Here is a 17,089-nt window from a genome sequence, read left to right as displayed (position 1 = left end):
CCGCCCTCGCGGGCGTGACGGTCCTCGCCTTCCAGGCGGCGGCGAACGGGGCGGTCTTCGGGACCGAGGGGGAGTCGCCGGCCGCTCCCGCGGACGTGTACAGCGCGAACGGGGAGGAGAACGGCCCCGTCAAGAGCGAGGTCCACAAGCTCGCCCTGTCCGACAAGGGCCACGGAGAAGCGGTCCTGTCGCAGCGGGACACCGCCCGCTTCGGCCTCCTGGGCGTGTCCTGGACGGACCCCGAGGCCAAGATCAAGGGGACGGTGCAGGCCAGGACCCGGAGCGCCGAGACCGGCGACTGGACCGAGTGGATGGACCTGACGCCCTACCCGGCCCTGCTCGACGGCAAGCGGGCCGGTGCCCGCGGTTCCACCGAGCCGATCTGGGTCGGCGCCTCCGACGGCGCCGAGGTACGGGTGTCCGACGGCGCCGCCGACGGCAGGCTGCCCGCCGGCCTGCGTCTCGACCTGGTCGACCCGGGTGCCAGCACCACCGCCGACAAGACCTCCGGTGACCTGAAGGCGGACCCCGCCGCGTTCACCGTCGAGGTGCCGCCGACGACGCCCGGCCCGGCGTCGACCGCGCCGCGGCCGCCGGTCGTCTCGCGCGCCGAGTGGGGTGCCGACGAGTCGCTCAACAACGAGGGCCCGACCTACCTGCCCGGCGGCAAGATCAAGGCCGTCTTCGTCCACCACACCACGGACGCCGACTACAACTGCGCGGACTCCGCCGCCGTCGTCCGGGCCATCCACGTCTACCACGTGAAGACCAACGGCTGGCGCGACCTCGGCTACAACTTCCTGGTCGACAAGTGCGGCACGATCTTCGAGGGCCGCCAGGGCGGCGTCGACCAGCCGGTGATGGGTGCCCACACCTACGGCTGGAACTCCGAGTCGACCAGCGTGTCGTTCATCGGTGACTACACCGCCCAGACCGCCCCGCAGGCCGCGCTGATCTCCGCCTCGCGGGTCGTCGCGTACAAGCTCGGCCAGTACGGGGTGGACCCGAACAGCACCGCGCAGCTGACGGCCGGTGCCACGCAGACCAACTACTTCGGCGAGTCCTTCGAGGCCACCAAGGTCTACCCCTTCGCGGCCGTCTCCGGACACCGCAACGGCTTCAACACCCAGTGCCCGGGCAACAGCCTCTACCCGCAGCTGCCGCAGATCCGCAGCTACGCGACCGGCTCCGTTGCCGGCCTCAAGATCGACTCGCTGGGCGGTGGCGCCACCCAGGCCGGCACCGGCTACGAGACCCCCGGCCCGGTGACGGTGAACTGGTCCACGACCACCGCCCCGAACAGCCTCATCAACAAGTTCGAGGTGCTCGTCGACGGCAACGTCGCCACCTGGAGCTGGGGCCACATGCGCGCGGCGTCGGTCGCCGTCAGCGGCTACGGCGACCACACCGTCGCCGTCCGCGCCACGCACGTCTCCGGCAAGGTGACCACCTCCCCGGCCGTCACGGTGACCGTCCCCGGGCCGAAGACCTTCAAGCCGGTCACCCCGACCCGTCTGATGGACACCCGTACCGGGCTCGGCGTGCCGAAGGCCAAGGTCGGGGCGGCCGGCGAGGTCGTGCTGACCGTCGCCGGCAAGGCCGGGATCCCGGCCTCCGGCGTCGGCGCCGTCGTGCTCAACGTGACGGCGACCAACCCGACCTCCGCGGGCTACGTCTCCGTGTACCCGAACGGGACCGTGCGGAGCAGCGCGTCGAACCTGAACTTCACGGCCGGGAAGACCATCCCGAACCTGGTGACCGTGCCCGTGATCGACGGCAAGGTGCGGTTCTACAACCACTCCGGTTCGGTCGACCTGCTCGCCGACGTCACCGGCTACTACGTGAAGGACACCAGCGGCTCGACCCACGTCAACCTGGGGCCGCTGCGGCTGATGGACACCCGCGCGGGCCTCGGCGTCCCGAAGGCCAAGGTCGGCCAGGACAGCACCGTCGACCTCCAGGTCACCGGCGCCAACGGCGTCCCGGCCGACAAGGTCACCGCGGTGGTCCTGAACGTCACGGCGACCAACCCGACCTCGGGCAGCTTCGTCTCGGTCTTCCCGCACGGCACCACGCGCACCAGCGCGTCGAACCTGAACTTCACCGCCGGCCAGACGATCCCGAACCTCGTGGTCGTCCCCGTCGTCGACGGCAAGGTCAGCTTCTACAACAAGTTCGGTGCGGTGGACCTGCTCGCCGACATCACGGGCTACTTCACCTCCGACACCGTCGGCGCCTCCCACGTCAACCTGGGTCCGAAGCGCCTGATGGACACCCGCTCCGGCCTCGGCGTGCGCAAGGGCCCCGTCGGCCCGGACAGCCACGTCACGCTGGACGTGGCCGGCGTGCAGGGCGTCCCGGCGACCGGTGTCACGGCCGTGGTCCTGAACGTGACCGCGACCAACCCGACCGTGGGCAGCTTCGTCTCCGTCTACCCGGACGGCACCACGCGCACCAGCGCGTCGAACCTGAACTTCACCCCCGGCCTGACCATCCCCAACCTGGTGGTCGTGCCCGTCGTCAACGGCAAGGTGAACTTCTACAACAAGGGCGGCAACGTCGACCTGCTCGCCGACATCACCGGCTACTTCGTGAAGTGACCTGATCCGGCGGTGAGTCCGGGGCCCGTCTCCCTCCGGGGAGGCGGGCCCTCGGCGTTCCTACGGGCGCCACACCCAGGGGCGTGCGTCCGCGCCCATGCCGATCACCGCGCCGGCCCCGAGCAGCACCGGCGCCCCCACCGCGACCGCTCCCCGGGCGCGGACGGACAGCCGGCCGGCGCGATGCAGCTGGACGCGGCCGCGCAGGTCGCGGCCGAGGAGGGACGGGCCGGGGGCGGCGGCGAGGGGGCCGTAGCCCTCGAAGGCGGGGGCGCGCCCGGCCGTCGCGCGCAGCCGCCCCTCGGCGGGGGCGCGGTAGAAGACCCGGATGCCGTCGGGGCCCGGGGCCGGGAGCGCGGCGACCGGGTCGCCGGCCAGGGGCAGCGGGGCGGCGGGGGAGCCGTCGACCCAGCGGCGTACGGCCGTGCGGCCCGGCGCCAGCAGGTTCACCCGGCCCGTCGCGTCGACCAGCGCCGTCAGGCCGTCCTGCAGCTCCTCCTGGGCGGGCAGCGGCCGCCACGGGCCCCAGGCGCCGTCGGGCGTCCGCACCCGCGTCGAGACGCCCTTGTCCGCGTTGCGCACGAAGAGGTGGACCCGCCCGTCCCGCGCGGTGACGGCCACCGGGGCGCCGATGCGGCGGCCCCGGTCGTCGCCGCGTTCGGGATTGCCGAGGCCGCGCCAGGCGTGGAACGGGCCGCCGGGGGAGCGCTGCTCCAGGAGGACGAGCTCGCGCCGGTTGGCGCCGCCGCGGCCGGAGAGCGCCGAGAAGCGCACGCCGAAGAGGAGCAGGCGGCCGTCGGGGAGGGCCGCGGAGGCGAGGGCGGGGGCCAGCGGGCCGCCGCCCAGGTCCTCCGGCTCGCCCCACCGGCCGGACGCCCGGGCCGTCTCGCGCCAGCGGACCGCGCGCAGTCCCAGGACGCCGTACGCGGCGAGCCGCCCGTCCGGCTCCTCGGCGACCGCCGGTCCGGGGGAGGGCCAGCGGTGGTGGGTGGCGCGCACCCAGCCCTTCCGGTTGGTCAGCGGACGGTCGCCGCCGACGCCGTAGTCGCCGCAGCCGGAGGGGTTGCCGCAGTCCCAGGAGGGATCGCCGCCGTACGGCACGAGGTGGGCGGCCTTCTCGGCGAGGACGCCGGGCGGGAGGTTCTTCGGCCAGTGCCGGTTGTAGTAGCCGCGGAAGGCGCTCACGGTGAACGCCGGCACCGGTCCGCCGTCCGCGGTGGCGTCGGCGACCCAGCGCAGCAGCGCCGCCCAGGTGAAGGAGGCGACCGCGGTGTGGTCGCCGTGGTCGGAGTAGCCCGGCTGCTCGCTGTCCCGGCCGCGGGTGGCCTCGTCGCTGATCTGGATGTCGGGATCGGGGTCGAGGGTGTGCACGACGGTCGGCCGGTAGGCGGCGAGGAGCCCCGCGAGGACCTCGATGAGCTGCCCGTGGTCGTAGGCGTCGGAGCGGGTGACGGGGGAGCCGGTGGACAGGTGGGTGCGCAGGTGGACCGAGCGGTCCTCCCAGAGCGCGGGCACCGCCATGTAGCGGCGCAGCGCGTGCATGGGCAGGTTCAGGAAGACCAGCTCGACCCGGCGGCCCTCGTGGACGAGCGTGTCCACCTCGGCGCTGTGCCCGCCGGCGAGCGTGGCCGCCCGCCGGTCCCAGGCCGTGAACCTGTCGGCGCCGAGCGCGTCGGCGTAGGCCTGGCGCAGGCCCTGGTGGCGGGCGGACGAGTAGGCGGCCCGGTCGGGCGGGGTCTCCGGCATGCCCTTGACGTGGTTCTTGCCGGTGTGTTCGCCGGCGGTCACGTACACGGAGACGACGGGGACCCCGGCGTCGAGCAGGCGCTGCGCGTCGGGGTTCATGAAGTACAGGTCGTCGTCCGGGTGCGCGGCGAACTGCATGAGCAGCGCCCGCCGGCCGGTCGCGACGGGCCGGCCCGGTGCCGGGTCGGCGGAGACCGCGCTGCCGGGCCGTTCGGGTACGGAGCATCCGGCGACGCCGGCCGCGGCGAGCCCCGCCGCCCCGGCGAGCAGACTGCGCCGCGCCACTCTTCTGCTGTCCACCGGTCGTACGTCCCCCGTGCGTGTGTGCTGGTCGTGCGTGGGCGACTGACTAGACGGGTTTTCGGGCCCCCGGGTTCAACCGGAGGGGGAGTCCGTTCCGAGCGGCACGGTGGCCCGCACCCGCATCGGCCCGTCGCCGCGCCGGGCGAGCAGGACGAGCTCGGTGACCCGGACGCTCATGGTCCCGAGCCGCTCCTCGCACTGCGCGGCGAGCGACGCGGGGTCGTGGCTGCGGCCCAGGGACAGGTGCGGGGTGAAGCCCCGCGGGTCGGCGCACAGCGGGAAGCGGTCCTCCAGGGCCTCCCGCAGACGCAGCCACGGGCCCTCGCCCGCCGCGGCCGGGTCGAGCCAGACGGTGGCGTCGGCGCGGTGCCGGAACCAGCGCACGCCCTGGAGCCGGGCCCGGAACGGCGGGACGGTCCGCAGGGCGGCCGCGGCCACGGGGACCGCCCGGAGGAATTCGGACTCCGGCACGAAGCCGTAGAGGACGTTCACATGCGGCGGCCAGCGGCGGACCTGCCGGTCGTGGACGCGCCGGATCTCCTGGATCGGCTCCTGGAGCGGGCCGGGCGGAAGCCAGGCGACGGCGGTGCGGTACGTGGGCTCCACGGCGAGCACGTCCGCGTGCGCGTGGCCCGCGGGCGAGGTGTCGAGCCGGTCCACGCCCGTCGCCCGGTCCCACACGCGCTCCCCGTCCGCCTCGAAGAACAGCACCCGGTGCCAGGGGATCTCCCCGCCGGGGACGAAGTCGGGCAGAGCCATCCGCTTCGGCGGGGCGCCGCGCTCGGCGATCCCCATGACGAAGCGCTCGGCGTCGAGGCGCGCGTCCCACACCACGCGGTGGTAGACCTCGTCGCTCGTCCGCATATCCGACCTGTGCCCGCGATCGCCCGGTCACGAACTGGTGACGAGCCTCTGACCTGGGTTTTCCGCCCGTGCGGCGGTATGAGAGCGTCCGGAGCCGCAGCAGCAGCACAGGGGTGGGGAACATGAGTGAGAAGCCGTCGGTCTCCGACGACGACTGGGCCGCGTTCGTCGAGGCGGCGCGGGAGCAGGGCCTCGGCACCGAGGAGCAGGAGCGGGCCCTGCGCAAGGTCAGGCCGGTGAAGCCGGACAGGCCGCCCCGGACGCCGAGGCGCCCGAAGCGCCAGGAGCCCGCGGGCTGGCGCACGGGGCCTGCCTGGCAGGAGATGAACGGCGGCGCCGCCCGCCGGCGCAGGGCCAAGGCCGTCCTCGGGATCGCCCTCGCGGCCGCGCTCGGGCTGGTCGCCGTACGGCCGCAGCTGGTCACCGGCCTCCTCCCGGAGGGCGTGACCTCCGCCCTGCCGCACAGCTGGACCGACCGTCCCGGGGACGCCACGCCGCTCGCCGCCGAGACGGCCCGCCCGGACGCGGCGCCGGCGGCGGTCGACCCGGACCGTCCGACCCTGAAGGAGCCCTTCCGCGGCTCCCCGGCGCTGCGGTGGGCGGACGGCGCGGCGGGCATCGAGCTGCCCCCGGCGAGGGCCACGGGCTGGATGACGAAGGCCCAAGTGGCCGCGGCCCTGCGGAAGTCCAGGGATTTCCTGGTCACGGCGAACCTGGATCCCGCGGTCCTCAGGGGTGCGAAGCCGGAGCGCGCGCTCGGGCTGCTCGACCCCAAGCAGCCGGATCTGCGGTCGGGCATGGAGAAGGCGCTCGCCGAGCCCTCGGAGAAGCACGACCCCACGGTGCTCTTCAGCCGCTTCTCGCCCGCCGAGGTGCGGCCCGTCGGCACGGTCGTCAAGGTCCGCGGGCGGATGAGCGTCGAGAACGGCGGTGGCGAGGACGCGGGGTCGGTGCTGATCCGCACCGACTACACCTTCGTCTACCCGGTGGTGAGGTCCCGGCCCGGCTCCGACGAGGTGGTCCGCACGATCGTCCGCCGGCAGATCACCTTCTCCCTGGCCGACCCGGCGCGGTTCGTGACCACCCGGGGGGCGCTCGGCGTGAGCCGGTGGGACTCGAACGTCGGCAACGACGACTGCGGGCGGCCCGAGGACGGCTGGTTCCACCCCACGTTCCCCGGGGACCGGACCGGCGGCACGGCCGCGCCCCGACCGTCCGGGGCGCCGGTGGACCCGTACGACCGCAGCACGGACCTCGACCGGCTCCCGCGGGAATGCGGCACGACGACGCGCAACTGACCGGTCTCACCAGGGGCGCTTCCCGCGGCGCGGCGCGCCCCTGTGTGTGCCCCGGCGTGACGTGGGGTACAGTCTTGCGCCCCGATTGGCGGCCGGTCGGTGAGGTATGGCAGACTGTCGGGGTTGCTCGGTTGAGTGCCGATGCTGCGCGCCTCCCGCCGGGAGGACCGGAAGCGAGTCCCACAGTACTCGTCGCTCCTGCTCAGGAGCGGACGTACGGGAATCTTCCGGGAAGTGTCAGCGGGGTACCGACCAGGCACCCGGTGGGTGTTCCACCCCCGTCTCGCGGTCCATGGCCCGCACCCCCTTGGTTGGGAATTCCTCAGGGAGTTCTTCGTAGAGGGAGTGCGACACGCCCGACCGCGTGGGTCGGAGGAGGGGACCGTGCTTCCTGGAGGCGCAGCCGACCGGGTTCCAGAGCGTTTCGAGAGACAGGACTACTGAGTAGCCATGGCGGGACAGAAGATCCGCATCCGGCTCAAGGCCTACGACCACGAGGTCATCGACTCCTCGGCGAAGAAGATCGTCGAGACGGTGACCCGCACTGGTGCGTCGGTCGCGGGCCCGGTGCCGCTGCCCACTGAGAAGAACGTGTACTGCGTCATCAAGTCGCCGCACAAGTACAAGGACTCGCGCGAGCACTTCGAGATGCGCACGCACAAGCGCCTCATCGACATCCTCGACCCCACGCCGAAGACGGTTGACTCGCTCATGCGCCTCGACCTCCCGGCTGGCGTCGACATCGAGATCAAGCTCTGAGGTGACGCGCGAGATGGCTAAGAACATCAAGGGCATCCTGGGCGAGAAGCTCGGCATGACGCAGGTCTGGGACGAGAACAACCGGGTCGTCCCGGTGACCGTCGTCAAGGCCGGCCCGAACGTCGTGACCCAGGTGCGTACGAACGACAATGACGGCTACGAGTCGGTCCAGATCGCCTTCGGCGAGATCGACCCGCGCAAGGTGAACAAGCCCCTCAAGGGCCACTTCGCCAAGGCCGACGTCACCCCGCGCCGTCACCTCGTCGAGATCCGTACCGCTGACGCCAGCGAGTACACCCTCGGCCAGGAGATCACCGCCGAGGTCTTCGAGGCGGGCATCAAGGTCGACGTCACCGGCAAGAGCAAGGGCAAGGGCTTCGCCGGTGCCATGAAGCGCCACAACTTCCGTGGTGGCAAGGCCTCCCACGGTGCCCACCGCGTGCACCGCAAGCCCGGTTCGATCGGTGGCTGCGCCACCCCGGGCCGCGTCTTCAAGGGCATGCGCATGGCCGGCCGCATGGGCAACGAGCGCGTGACCACCCAGAACCTGACCGTTCACGCCGTTGACGCGGAGAAGGGCCTGCTCCTCATCAAGGGCGCGGTTCCTGGTCCGAACGGCGGCCTCGTCCTGGTCCGCACCGCGGCCAAGGGGGCCTGAGGATATGAGCACCATTGACATTCTGTCGCCCTCCGGCGACAAGACCGGGACCGTCGAGCTCCCGGCCGAGATCTTCGACGCCAAGGTCAGCATCCCGCTGATCCACCAGGTCGTCGTCGCGCAGCTTGCGGCCGCCCGCCAGGGCACCCACAAGACCAAGACGCGTGGCGAGGTCCGCGGTGGTGGCAAGAAGCCGTACCGCCAGAAGGGCACCGGCCGCGCCCGTCAGGGTTCGACCCGCGCCCCGCAGTTCGCCGGTGGTGGCGTCGTGCACGGTCCCGTGCCGCGTGACTACTCGCAGCGGACCCCGAAGAAGATGAAGGCCGCCGCCCTCCGCGGTGCCCTCTCCGACCGGGCGAACCACTCCCGCATCCACGTCGTCTCCGGCGTGGTCGAGGGTGGCATCTCCACCAAGGCCGCCAAGACGCTGTTCGGCAAGATCTCGGAGCGCAAGAACCTGCTCCTGGTCGTCGAGCGTTCCGACGAGGCCGCGTGGCTGTCCGCCCGCAACCTGCCCCAGGTCCACATCCTGGAGCCGGGCCAGCTGAACACGTACGACGTGATGCGATCCGACGACGTGGTCTTCACCCAGGCCGCCCTCGAGTCCTTCGTGTCTGGCCCCAAGGCCGATGACAACGAGGGGAACGAAGCCTGATGGCCGAGATCACCAGCAAGACCTTCACGGACCCGCGCGACATCCTCGTCAAGCCGGTCGTCTCCGAGAAGAGCTACGCGCTGCTCGACGAGAACAAGTACACGTTCATCGTCGCGCCCACCGCCAACAAGACCCAGATCAAGCAGGCCGTCGAGGCGGTCTTCTCGGTCAAGGTCGCCGGGGTCAACACGATCAACCGTCAGGGCAAGCGCAAGCGCACCCGCACCGGTTTCGGCAAGCGCGCCAACACCAAGCGCGCCATCGTGACCCTTGCTGAGGGCAACCGAATCGACATCTTCGGCGGCCCGACCGCCTAACGGCGGTCGAGTCGTCCGATATCGGACGAGGACTGAGAAATGGGTATCCGCAAGTACAAGCCGACGACGCCGGGCCGCCGTGGCTCCTCCGTCGCCGACTTCGTCGAGATCACGCGGTCCACGCCGGAGAAGTCGCTGGTCCGCCCGCTGCACAGCAAGGGTGGCCGTAACAACACCGGTCGTGTGACCGTCCGTCACCAGGGCGGTGGCCACAAGCGCGCCTACCGCGTGATCGACTTCCGTCGTCACGACAAGGACGGCGTGCCGGCCAAGGTCGCTCACATCGAGTACGACCCCAACCGCACCGCTCGCATCGCGCTGCTCCACTACGCGGACGGCGAGAAGCGCTACATCATCGCCCCGCGTGGTCTCACGCAGGGCGACCGGGTGGAGAACGGCCCCACGGCCGACATCAAGCCCGGCAACAACCTGGCCCTCCGCAACATCCCGGTCGGTACCACGATCCACGCGATCGAGCTCCGTCCCGGCGGTGGCGCCAAGTTCGCCCGCTCCGCAGGTGCCTCCGTGCAGCTGCTCGCGAAGGAGGGCACGATGGCCCACCTCCGCATGCCTTCCGGCGAGATCCGTCTGGTCGACGCCCGCTGCCGCGCCACCATCGGCGAGGTCGGCAACGCCGAGCAGTCGAACATCAACTGGGGTAAGGCCGGCCGCAAGCGCTGGCTGGGCGTTCGCCCGACCGTTCGCGGTGTGGCGATGAACCCGGTTGACCACCCGCACGGTGGTGGTGAGGGCAAGACCTCCGGTGGTCGTCACCCGGTCTCCCCGTGGGGTCAGAAGGAGGGTCGTACTCGTTCGCCGAAGAAGGCTTCGAACAAGTACATCGTCCGCCGCCGCAAGACGAACAAGAAGCGCTAGGAGCGGGTTTAGATGCCGCGCAGTCTCAAGAAGGGGCCCTTCGTCGACGACCACCTCATCAAGAAGGTGGACGCCCAGAACGAAGCCGGCACCAAGAACGTCATCAAGACCTGGTCCCGTCGCTCCATGATCGTGCCGGCCATGCTCGGCCACACGCTCGCGGTGCACAACGGCAAGACCCACATCCCGGTGTTCGTCACCGAGTCGATGGTCGGCCACAAGCTCGGCGAGTTCTCGCCGACGCGCACCTTCCGGGGTCACGTCAAGGAAGACCGGAAGTCGAAGCGCCGCTAGTAGCGGATCGCATTCAGACACGTAAGTAACTGAGAGGGACAACCATGGAAGCCAGGGCCCAGGCGCGGTACATCCGCGTCACGCCCATGAAGGCCCGCCGCGTGGTGGACCTGATCCGTGGCATGGATGCCACGGAGGCTCAGGCTGTTCTGCGATTCGCTCCGCAGGCAGCCTCCGTGCCGGTCGGCAAGGTGCTCGACAGCGCCATCGCCAACGCCGCGCACAACTACGACCACACGGACGCCTCCTCGCTGTTCATCAGCGAGGCGTTCGTCGACGAGGGTCCGACCCTGAAGCGGTTCCGTCCGCGTGCCCAGGGCCGTGCCTACCGGATCCGCAAGCGGACCAGCCACATCACCGTGGTCGTCAGCAGCAAGGAAGGAACCCGGTAATGGGCCAGAAGGTAAACCCGCACGGGTTCCGGCTCGGCATCACCACCGACTTCAAGTCGCGTTGGTACGCCGACAAGCTGTACAAGGACTACGTCAAGGAAGACGTCGCCATCCGGCGGATGCTGACGTCCGGCATGGAGCGCGCCGGCATCTCGAAGGTTGAGATCGAGCGCACCCGTGACCGTGTCCGCGTGGACATCCACACCGCTCGCCCGGGCATTGTCATCGGTCGCCGCGGCGCCGAGGCCGACAAGATCCGCGGCCAGCTGGAGAAGCTGACCGGCAAGCAGGTTCAGCTGAACATCCTCGAGGTCAAGAACCCCGAGGTCGACGCTCAGCTGGTGGCCCAGGCCGTCGCCGAGCAGCTGTCCTCCCGCGTCTCCTTCCGTCGGGCCATGCGCAAGAGCATGCAGTCCGCCATGAAGGCCGGCGCCAAGGGCATCAAGATCCAGTGTGGTGGCCGTCTCGGCGGCGCCGAGATGTCCCGCTCGGAGTTCTACCGCGAGGGTCGTGTGCCGCTGCACACGCTGCGCGCGAACGTCGAGTACGGCTTCTTCGAGGCCAAGACGACCTTCGGCCGCATCGGCGTGAAGGTCTGGATCTACAAGGGCGACGTCAAGAACATCGCCGAGGTCCGCGCCGAGAACGCTGCCGCCCGTGCCGGCAACCGTCCGGCCCGTGGCGGCGCTGACCGCCCGGCCGGTCGCGGTGGCCGTGGTGGCGAGCGTGGCGGTCGCGGTCGCAAGCCGCAGCAGGCTCAGGCTGCCGAGGCCCCCAAGGCCGACGCTCCCGCCGCCGCTCCGGCTGCCGAGAGCACCGGAACGGAGGCCTGACCGAAATGCTGATCCCCCGTAGGGTCAAGCACCGCAAGCAGCACCACCCGAAGCGCAACGGTATGTCCAAGGGTGGCACGCAGGTTGCGTTCGGCGAGTACGGCATTCAGGCCCTCACCCCGGCCTACGTGACCAACCGCCAGATCGAGGCCGCGCGTATCGCGATGACCCGCCACATCAAGCGTGGCGGCAAGGTCTGGATCAACATCTACCCGGACCGCCCGCTGACGAAGAAGCCTGCCGAGACCCGCATGGGTTCCGGTAAGGGTTCGCCGGAGTGGTGGATCGCGAACGTCAAGCCCGGTCGGGTGATGTTCGAGCTGTCCTACCCGAACGAGAAGATCGCGCGTGAGGCTCTGACTCGTGCGGCTCACAAGCTGCCGATGAAGTGCAAGATCGTTAAGCGCGAGGCAGGTGAGCTGTGATGTCGGCCGGTACCAAGGCGTCCGAGCTGCGCGAGCTGGGCAACGAGGAGCTTGTCGCCAAGCTCCGCGAGGCCAAGGAAGAGCTGTTCAACCTCCGCTTCCAGGCGGCGACGGGTCAGCTCGAGAACCACGGTCGGCTCAAGTCCGTCCGTAAGGACATCGCCCGGATCTACACCCTGATGCGCGAGCGTGAGCTGGGCATCGAGACGGTGGAGAACGCCTGATGAGCGAGAACAACGTGACTGAGAAGACCGAGCGCAACGCCCGCAAGGTCCGTGAGGGCCTCGTCGTCAGCGACAAGATGGACAAGACCGTCGTCGTCGCTGTCGAGGACCGCGTCAAGCACGCGCTGTACGGCAAGGTCATCCGCCGTACGAACAAGCTCAAGGCTCACGACGAGCAGAACGCTGCCGGCGTCGGCGACCGCGTCCTCCTGATGGAGACCCGGAAGCTGTCGTCGACGAAGCACTGGCGCGTCGTCGAGATCCTCGAGAAGGCCAAGTAATCCCTCCTAGGGGGACCCCCTAGGAACAGTTCCGCCAGGCTCGGCCGGGGACCCGCTCAGGCAGGTCCCCGCCGGGAACCGGCAGACAATCAGGAGATAGACGTGATCCAGCAGGAGTCGCGACTTCGCGTCGCCGACAACACTGGTGCCAAGGAGATCCTTTGCATCCGTGTTCTCGGTGGCTCGGGTCGCCGCTACGCGGGCATCGGTGACGTCATCGTCGCCACCGTCAAGGACGCGATCCCCGGTGGCAACGTGAAGAAGGGTGACGTCGTCAAGGCGGTCATCGTTCGCACCGTCAAGGAGCGCCGCCGCCAGGACGGCTCGTACATCCGCTTCGACGAGAACGCCGCTGTCATTCTCAAGAACGACGGCGACCCTCGTGGCACCCGTATCTTCGGCCCGGTCGGCCGTGAGCTGCGCGAGAAGAAGTTCATGAAGATCATCTCGCTCGCGCCGGAGGTGCTGTAAGCATGAAGATCAAGAAGGGCGACCTGGTCCAGGTCATCACCGGTAAGGACAAGGGCAAGCAGGGCAAGGTCATCACGGCCTTCCCCCGCGAGAACCGCGTCCTCGTCGAGGGTGTCAACCGGGTCAAGAAGCACACCAAGGCCGGCCCGAACCAGGCCGGCGGCATCGTGACGACCGAGGCTCCGGTCCACGTCTCCAACGTCCAGCTGGTCGTGGAGAAGGACGGCAAGAAGGTCGTCACGCGTGTCGGTTTCCGCTTCGACGACGAGGGCAACAAGATCCGCGTTGCCAAGCGGACGGGTGAGGACATCTGATGGCTACCACCACTCCGCGTCTCAAGACGAAGTACCGCGAGGAGATCGCGGGCAAGCTGCGTGACGAGTTCAAGTACGACAACGTCATGCAGATCCCCGGCCTCGTGAAGATCGTGGTCAACATGGGTGTCGGCGACGCCGCCCGTGACTCGAAGCTGATCGACGGTGCGATCCGCGATCTCACCACGATCACCGGTCAGAAGCCGGCCGTCACCAAGGCCCGCAAGTCCATCGCGCAGTTCAAGCTGCGTGAGGGCCAGCCGATCGGTGCCCACGTCACGCTCCGTGGCGACCGCATGTGGGAGTTCCTGGACCGCACCCTGTCGCTCGCGCTGCCGCGCATCCGCGACTTCCGCGGCCTGTCCCCGAAGCAGTTCGACGGCCGTGGCAACTACACCTTCGGTCTCACGGAGCAGGTCATGTTCCACGAGATCGACCAGGACAAGATCGACCGCGTCCGGGGTATGGACATCACCGTGGTCACCACGGCGACCAACGACGACGAGGGCCGTGCCCTTCTGCGTCACCTCGGCTTCCCGTTCAAGGAGGCGTAAGCGAGATGGCGAAGAAGGCTCTTATCGCGAAGGCTGCCCGCAAGCCCAAGTTCGGTGTGCGTGCGTACACCCGCTGCCAGCGCTGTGGCCGTCCCCACTCCGTGTACCGCAAGTTCGGCCTCTGCCGCGTGTGCCTTCGTGAGATGGCTCACCGTGGCGAGCTGCCGGGCGTGACCAAGAGCTCCTGGTAATTCCCCCTCGCCCGTAGGGCGTTAGGGAACCACAGGAGTCTCTCGGTAAGCATTGGGTTGGCGGAGGCCCATCCCCACATGGCTTAGGCTAGTGGGGTTGGGCGTCCGCCGCCCGTACGACTTACTACGCCGTAGGTCCCCGCACCGCACCCGTCCCGCCTCTGTGTGGGGAGAGGGATGGCGCATACAGGAAACCCCGGCGAGAGAGGCCGAAGGCCAATTCATGACCATGACTGATCCCATCGCAGACATGCTCACGCGTCTGCGTAACGCGAACTCGGCGTACCACGACACCGTGGCGATGCCGCACAGCAAGATCAAGTCTCACATCGCGGAAATCCTCCAGCAGGAGGGCTTCATCACGGGCTGGAAGGTCGAGGACGCCGAGGTCGGCAAGAACCTCGTCCTCGAGCTCAAGTTCGGTCCGAACCGTGAGCGCTCCATCGCGGGCATCAAGCGGATCTCGAAGCCGGGCCTCCGGGTTTACGCGAAGTCCACCAACCTGCCGAAGGTCCTCGGCGGCCTGGGCGTGGCGATCATCTCCACGTCCCACGGTCTCCTGACCGGCCAGCAGGCAGGCAAGAAGGGCGTAGGTGGGGAAGTCCTCGCCTACGTCTGGTAGTCGGGAACGGAGGAATAGCTAATGTCGCGTATTGGCAAGCTGCCTATCCAGGTTCCCGCCGGCGTGGACGTCACCATCGAGGGCCGCACGGTCACGGTCAAGGGTTCCAAGGGCACCCTGAGCCACACCGTCGCCGCGCCGATCGAGATCGTTAAGGGCGAGGACGGCGTTCTCAACGTCACCCGCCCCAACGACGAGCGTCAGAACAAGGCCCTCCACGGCCTGTCCCGCACGCTGGTGGCCAACATGATCACCGGTGTGACCCAGGGTTACGTCAAGGCGCTCGAGATCAGCGGTGTCGGTTACCGCGTGGCCGCGAAGGGCTCCGCTCTGGAGTTCCAGCTCGGTTACAGCCACCCGATCCTGGTCGAGGCGCCCGAGGGCATCTCGTTCAAGGTCGAGTCGCCGACCAAGTTCGCGGTCGAGGGCATCGACAAGCAGAAGGTCGGCGAGGTCGCCGCCAACATCCGCAAGCTTCGCAAGCCCGACCCGTACAAGGCCAAGGGCGTGAAGTACGCGGGCGAGGTCATCCGCCGCAAGGTCGGAAAGGCTGGTAAGTAAGCCATGGCATACGGTGTGAAGATCGCCAAGGGCGACGCTTACAAGCGCGCTGCCAAGGCGCGCCGTCACCTGCGCATCCGTAAGAACGTGTCGGGTACGGCGGAGCGTCCGCGCCTCGTCGTGACGCGTTCCAACCGCGGTATCACCGCTCAGGTCATCGACGACCTCAAGGGTCACACCCTTGCGTCGGCATCGAACCTGGACGCGTCGATCCGTGGCGGCGAGGGTGACAAGTCCGCGCAGGCCAAGCAGGTCGGTGCCCTGGTCGCTGAGCGCGCCAAGGCCGCCGGCGTCGAGGCCGTCGTGTTCGACCGTGGTGGCAACAGGTACGCCGGGCGCATTGCCGCTCTGGCTGACGCCGCCCGCGAAGCCGGGCTGAAGTTCTAAGCCCCGGTTCCGGGACTAACGGACGTAACAGAGAGAGGTAATCCAATGGCTGGACCCCAGCGCCGCGGCAGCGGTGCCGGTGGCGGCGAGCGGCGGGACCGGAAGGGCCGCGACGGTGGCGCTGCCGCCGCCGAGAAGACCGCGTACGTTGAGCGTGTAGTCGCGATCAACCGCGTCGCCAAGGTTGTCAAGGGTGGTCGTCGTTTCAGCTTCACCGCGCTGGTCGTGGTGGGCGACGGTGACGGCACCGTGGGTGTCGGTTACGGCAAGGCCAAGGAGGTGCCGGCCGCCATCGCCAAGGGTGTTGAGGAGGCCAAGAAGCACTTCTTCAAGGTCCCCCGTATCCAGGGCACCATCCCGCACCCGATCCAGGGTGAGAAGGCCGCGGGCGTCGTCCTGCTCAAGCCGGCTTCCCCCGGTACCGGTGTTATCGCCGGTGGCCCGGTGCGCGCCGTGCTCGAGTGCGCCGGCGTTCACGACATCCTGTCGAAGTCGCTCGGCTCCGACAACGCGATCAACATCGTGCACGCGACCGTGGCGGCCCTCAAGGGCCTGCAGCGTCCCGAGGAGATCGCGGCCCGCCGCGGTCTGCCCCTCGAGGACGTCGCCCCCGCGGCTCTGCTCCGTGCGCGTGCGGGAGCGGGTGCGTAATGGCTCGCCTCAAGATCACGCAGACGAAGTCCTACATCGGCAGCAAGCAGAACCACCGTGACACCCTGCGTTCGCTCGGGCTCAAGCGCCTGAACGACGTGGTCGTCAAGGAGGACCGCCCCGAGTTCCGCGGAATGGTGCACACCGTCCGCCACCTCGTGACGGTTGAGGAGGTCGACTGATCATGGCGGAGAACAACCCGCTCAAGATCCACAACCTCCGTCCCGCCCCGGGCGCCAAGACCGCGAAGACCCGTGTCGGTCGTGGTGAGGGCTCGAAGGGTAAGACGGCCGGTCGTGGTACCAAGGGCACGAAGGCCCGTTACCAGGTTCCGGAGCGCTTCGAGGGTGGCCAGATGCCGCTCCACATGCGTCTCCCGAAGCTGAAGGGCTTCAAGAACCCCTTCCGCACCGAGTACCAGGTCGTGAACCTGGACAAGCTCGCCGCGCTCTACCCGCAGGGTGGCGAGGTCACGGTGGCCGATCTGGTCGCCAAGGGTGCGGTTCGCAAGAACCAGCTCGTCAAGGTCCTGGGCCAGGGCGAGGTCTCCGTGGCGCTGCAGGTGACGGTCGACGCCGTCTCCGGCTCCGCCAAGGAGAAGATCGCCGCCGCCGGCGGCACTGTCACCGAGCTCGTCTGAGACGACTCGATGGCCTGAACATCCGACCGGGGATGCCTCTCAAAAGGGGCATCCCCGGTTGGTCGTTCCTAGGGGGCCATGGTCGCCGGTAAGGTGGCGTCCACTGTCTAGAGTGCGTGCGGTATGCCCGCGGGTGCTCCGGACTCACCACTCATAGTCGAACCTCAAGACCG

At 69.4% G+C, this 17,089-nt stretch carries 25 protein-coding genes; 23 read left to right on the top strand and 2 right to left on the bottom strand.

Annotation, left to right across the window (positions count from 1 at the left end):
• Nucleotides 1-14 precede the first annotated feature (14 nt).
• Entirely contained in the window at nucleotides 15-2,600 is a 2,586-nt protein-coding gene (locus ACGF1Z_RS17580) for a peptidoglycan recognition protein (protein ID WP_393004798.1), read from the top strand.
• Between the two features lie 60 nt (nucleotides 2,601-2,660).
• Here ACGF1Z_RS17580 and ACGF1Z_RS17575 read toward each other — a convergent pair whose 3' ends face one another.
• On the bottom strand, nucleotides 2,661-4,646 hold the full coding sequence (locus ACGF1Z_RS17575) for a PIG-L family deacetylase (protein ID WP_393004796.1): 1,986 nt from the start codon (nucleotides 4,644-4,646) through the stop codon (nucleotides 2,661-2,663).
• A gap of 75 nt (nucleotides 4,647-4,721) precedes the next feature.
• Nucleotides 4,722-5,513, bottom strand: coding sequence for an RNA repair domain-containing protein (locus ACGF1Z_RS17570; RefSeq protein ID WP_393004794.1), 792 nt, complete (start codon nucleotides 5,511-5,513; stop codon nucleotides 4,722-4,724).
• Nucleotides 5,514-5,635: 122 nt separating this feature from the next.
• On the opposite strand from ACGF1Z_RS17570, the gene ACGF1Z_RS17565 reads away from it, so the two are divergent.
• From ACGF1Z_RS17565 to rplO, 22 genes are all read left to right on the top strand, one after another.
• Nucleotides 5,636-6,811 (top strand): hypothetical protein, encoded by a 1,176-nt coding sequence (locus ACGF1Z_RS17565; protein ID WP_393004792.1) that lies wholly within the window; start codon nucleotides 5,636-5,638, stop codon nucleotides 6,809-6,811.
• Between the two features lie 450 nt (nucleotides 6,812-7,261).
• Nucleotides 7,262-7,570 (top strand): 30S ribosomal protein S10, encoded by a 309-nt coding sequence (rpsJ, locus tag ACGF1Z_RS17560; RefSeq protein WP_003948644.1) that lies wholly within the window; start codon nucleotides 7,262-7,264, stop codon nucleotides 7,568-7,570.
• 13 nt (nucleotides 7,571-7,583) lie between these two features.
• The gene (gene rplC, locus ACGF1Z_RS17555; protein WP_189974766.1) at nucleotides 7,584-8,228 is read left to right on the top strand and encodes a 50S ribosomal protein L3; all 645 of its coding nucleotides are present in this window, start codon (nucleotides 7,584-7,586) and stop codon (nucleotides 8,226-8,228) included.
• Between the two features lie 4 nt (nucleotides 8,229-8,232).
• Nucleotides 8,233-8,883, top strand: coding sequence for a 50S ribosomal protein L4 (rplD, locus tag ACGF1Z_RS17550; RefSeq protein ID WP_393004790.1), 651 nt, complete (start codon nucleotides 8,233-8,235; stop codon nucleotides 8,881-8,883).
• Nucleotides 8,883-9,200 carry a 50S ribosomal protein L23 gene (gene rplW, locus ACGF1Z_RS17545; protein WP_282694359.1) on the top strand — a complete coding sequence of 106 codons (318 nt, stop codon included), beginning with the start codon at nucleotides 8,883-8,885 and terminating at the stop codon, nucleotides 9,198-9,200. Before rplD ends, rplW begins: the two co-directional genes overlap by 1 nt.
• Nucleotides 9,201-9,239: 39 nt before the next feature.
• Nucleotides 9,240-10,076, top strand: coding sequence for a 50S ribosomal protein L2 (gene rplB, locus ACGF1Z_RS17540; protein ID WP_376635400.1), 837 nt, complete (start codon nucleotides 9,240-9,242; stop codon nucleotides 10,074-10,076).
• Nucleotides 10,077-10,088: 12 nt separating this feature from the next.
• Nucleotides 10,089-10,370 carry a 30S ribosomal protein S19 gene (rpsS, locus tag ACGF1Z_RS17535; protein WP_023547380.1) on the top strand — a complete coding sequence of 94 codons (282 nt, stop codon included), beginning with the start codon at nucleotides 10,089-10,091 and terminating at the stop codon, nucleotides 10,368-10,370.
• Between the two features lie 44 nt (nucleotides 10,371-10,414).
• Nucleotides 10,415-10,762, top strand: a complete 348-nt coding sequence (rplV, locus tag ACGF1Z_RS17530) for a 50S ribosomal protein L22 (RefSeq protein ID WP_030359020.1) — start codon at nucleotides 10,415-10,417, stop codon at nucleotides 10,760-10,762.
• Nucleotides 10,762-11,595 (top strand): 30S ribosomal protein S3, encoded by an 834-nt coding sequence (gene rpsC / locus ACGF1Z_RS17525; RefSeq protein ID WP_365337568.1) that lies wholly within the window; start codon nucleotides 10,762-10,764, stop codon nucleotides 11,593-11,595. Before rplV ends, rpsC begins: the two co-directional genes overlap by 1 nt.
• A 5-nt stretch (nucleotides 11,596-11,600) precedes the next feature.
• A complete protein-coding gene (gene rplP, locus ACGF1Z_RS17520) occupies nucleotides 11,601-12,020 on the top strand; it encodes a 50S ribosomal protein L16 (protein WP_030494257.1) in 420 nt (139 codons plus the stop codon).
• Nucleotides 12,020-12,244, top strand: coding sequence for a 50S ribosomal protein L29 (gene rpmC / locus ACGF1Z_RS17515; protein ID WP_128985131.1), 225 nt, complete (start codon nucleotides 12,020-12,022; stop codon nucleotides 12,242-12,244). The genes rplP and rpmC overlap by 1 nt, the downstream gene beginning before the upstream one ends.
• Nucleotides 12,244-12,525: a 30S ribosomal protein S17 gene (rpsQ, locus tag ACGF1Z_RS17510; protein ID WP_362362156.1), complete on the top strand. Its 282-nt coding sequence runs from the start codon at nucleotides 12,244-12,246 to the stop codon at nucleotides 12,523-12,525. The genes rpmC and rpsQ overlap by 1 nt, the downstream gene beginning before the upstream one ends.
• Before the next feature lie 102 nt (nucleotides 12,526-12,627).
• Nucleotides 12,628-12,996: a 50S ribosomal protein L14 gene (gene rplN, locus ACGF1Z_RS17505; RefSeq protein WP_003956455.1), complete on the top strand. Its 369-nt coding sequence runs from the start codon at nucleotides 12,628-12,630 to the stop codon at nucleotides 12,994-12,996.
• 2 nt (nucleotides 12,997-12,998) lie between these two features.
• Complete coding sequence (gene rplX, locus ACGF1Z_RS17500) at nucleotides 12,999-13,310, top strand: 50S ribosomal protein L24 (protein ID WP_376635405.1); 312 nt, start codon at nucleotides 12,999-13,001, stop codon at nucleotides 13,308-13,310.
• Nucleotides 13,307-13,864, top strand: a complete 558-nt coding sequence (gene rplE / locus ACGF1Z_RS17495) for a 50S ribosomal protein L5 (protein WP_393005648.1) — start codon at nucleotides 13,307-13,309, stop codon at nucleotides 13,862-13,864. Before rplX ends, rplE begins: the two co-directional genes overlap by 4 nt.
• 5 nt (nucleotides 13,865-13,869) lie before the next feature.
• Nucleotides 13,870-14,055 carry a type Z 30S ribosomal protein S14 gene (locus tag ACGF1Z_RS17490; RefSeq protein WP_003956452.1) on the top strand — a complete coding sequence of 62 codons (186 nt, stop codon included), beginning with the start codon at nucleotides 13,870-13,872 and terminating at the stop codon, nucleotides 14,053-14,055.
• 223 nt (nucleotides 14,056-14,278) lie between these two features.
• Nucleotides 14,279-14,677 carry a 30S ribosomal protein S8 gene (rpsH, locus tag ACGF1Z_RS17485; RefSeq protein ID WP_018528360.1) on the top strand — a complete coding sequence of 133 codons (399 nt, stop codon included), beginning with the start codon at nucleotides 14,279-14,281 and terminating at the stop codon, nucleotides 14,675-14,677.
• A 21-nt stretch (nucleotides 14,678-14,698) separates the two neighbouring features.
• The gene (rplF, locus tag ACGF1Z_RS17480; protein WP_393004785.1) at nucleotides 14,699-15,238 is read left to right on the top strand and encodes a 50S ribosomal protein L6; all 540 of its coding nucleotides are present in this window, start codon (nucleotides 14,699-14,701) and stop codon (nucleotides 15,236-15,238) included.
• A 3-nt stretch (nucleotides 15,239-15,241) separates the two neighbouring features.
• On the top strand, nucleotides 15,242-15,625 hold the full coding sequence (rplR, locus tag ACGF1Z_RS17475; protein ID WP_376635409.1) for a 50S ribosomal protein L18: 384 nt from the start codon (nucleotides 15,242-15,244) through the stop codon (nucleotides 15,623-15,625).
• Between the two features lie 45 nt (nucleotides 15,626-15,670).
• Nucleotides 15,671-16,276 carry a 30S ribosomal protein S5 gene (gene rpsE, locus ACGF1Z_RS17470; RefSeq protein WP_005313527.1) on the top strand — a complete coding sequence of 202 codons (606 nt, stop codon included), beginning with the start codon at nucleotides 15,671-15,673 and terminating at the stop codon, nucleotides 16,274-16,276.
• On the top strand, nucleotides 16,276-16,458 hold the full coding sequence (rpmD, locus tag ACGF1Z_RS17465) for a 50S ribosomal protein L30 (RefSeq protein ID WP_005313525.1): 183 nt from the start codon (nucleotides 16,276-16,278) through the stop codon (nucleotides 16,456-16,458). Before rpsE ends, rpmD begins: the two co-directional genes overlap by 1 nt.
• Before the next feature lie 2 nt (nucleotides 16,459-16,460).
• Nucleotides 16,461-16,916 (top strand): 50S ribosomal protein L15, encoded by a 456-nt coding sequence (gene rplO, locus ACGF1Z_RS17460; protein ID WP_365337577.1) that lies wholly within the window; start codon nucleotides 16,461-16,463, stop codon nucleotides 16,914-16,916.
• The last annotated feature ends 173 nt before the right edge of the window (nucleotides 16,917-17,089 follow it).

The sequence above is a fragment of the Streptomyces sp. NPDC048018 genome (assembly GCF_043202995.1).
Classification (GTDB): Bacteria; Actinomycetota; Actinomycetes; order Streptomycetales; family Streptomycetaceae; genus Streptomyces.
Note: the sequence above shows the minus strand (reverse complement) of the source record. Positions and strands in the feature narration are given on the sequence as shown.

Bases quoted from the DNA above. Each gene is read 5' to 3' on its own strand.
- rplO (WP_365337577.1), top strand. From the start codon at position 16,461: ATGGCGGAGAACAACCCGCTCAAGATCCACAACCTCCGTCCCGCCCCG.
- rplX (WP_376635405.1), top strand. From the start codon at position 12,999: ATGAAGATCAAGAAGGGCGACCTGGTCCAGGTCATCACCGGTAAGGAC.
- rpsC (WP_365337568.1), top strand. From the start codon at position 10,762: ATGGGCCAGAAGGTAAACCCGCACGGGTTCCGGCTCGGCATCACCACC.
- rplC (WP_189974766.1), top strand. From the start codon at position 7,584: ATGGCTAAGAACATCAAGGGCATCCTGGGCGAGAAGCTCGGCATGACG.
- rplB (WP_376635400.1), top strand. From the start codon at position 9,240: ATGGGTATCCGCAAGTACAAGCCGACGACGCCGGGCCGCCGTGGCTCC.
- rpsJ (WP_003948644.1), top strand. From the start codon at position 7,262: ATGGCGGGACAGAAGATCCGCATCCGGCTCAAGGCCTACGACCACGAG.
- rpmC (WP_128985131.1), top strand. From the start codon at position 12,020: ATGTCGGCCGGTACCAAGGCGTCCGAGCTGCGCGAGCTGGGCAACGAG.
- rpmD (WP_005313525.1), top strand. From the start codon at position 16,276: ATGGCTCGCCTCAAGATCACGCAGACGAAGTCCTACATCGGCAGCAAG.
- rplR (WP_376635409.1), top strand. From the start codon at position 15,242: ATGGCATACGGTGTGAAGATCGCCAAGGGCGACGCTTACAAGCGCGCT.
- ACGF1Z_RS17565 (WP_393004792.1), top strand. From the start codon at position 5,636: ATGAGTGAGAAGCCGTCGGTCTCCGACGACGACTGGGCCGCGTTCGTC.
- rplP (WP_030494257.1), top strand. From the start codon at position 11,601: ATGCTGATCCCCCGTAGGGTCAAGCACCGCAAGCAGCACCACCCGAAG.
- rplF (WP_393004785.1), top strand. From the start codon at position 14,699: ATGTCGCGTATTGGCAAGCTGCCTATCCAGGTTCCCGCCGGCGTGGAC.
- ACGF1Z_RS17490 (WP_003956452.1), top strand. From the start codon at position 13,870: ATGGCGAAGAAGGCTCTTATCGCGAAGGCTGCCCGCAAGCCCAAGTTC.
- rpsH (WP_018528360.1), top strand. From the start codon at position 14,279: ATGACCATGACTGATCCCATCGCAGACATGCTCACGCGTCTGCGTAAC.
- rpsS (WP_023547380.1), top strand. From the start codon at position 10,089: ATGCCGCGCAGTCTCAAGAAGGGGCCCTTCGTCGACGACCACCTCATC.
- rpsQ (WP_362362156.1), top strand. From the start codon at position 12,244: ATGAGCGAGAACAACGTGACTGAGAAGACCGAGCGCAACGCCCGCAAG.
- rpsE (WP_005313527.1), top strand. From the start codon at position 15,671: ATGGCTGGACCCCAGCGCCGCGGCAGCGGTGCCGGTGGCGGCGAGCGG.
- rplW (WP_282694359.1), top strand. From the start codon at position 8,883: ATGGCCGAGATCACCAGCAAGACCTTCACGGACCCGCGCGACATCCTC.
- ACGF1Z_RS17570 (WP_393004794.1), bottom strand. From the start codon at position 5,513: ATGCGGACGAGCGACGAGGTCTACCACCGCGTGGTGTGGGACGCGCGC.
- rplD (WP_393004790.1), top strand. From the start codon at position 8,233: ATGAGCACCATTGACATTCTGTCGCCCTCCGGCGACAAGACCGGGACC.
- rplV (WP_030359020.1), top strand. From the start codon at position 10,415: ATGGAAGCCAGGGCCCAGGCGCGGTACATCCGCGTCACGCCCATGAAG.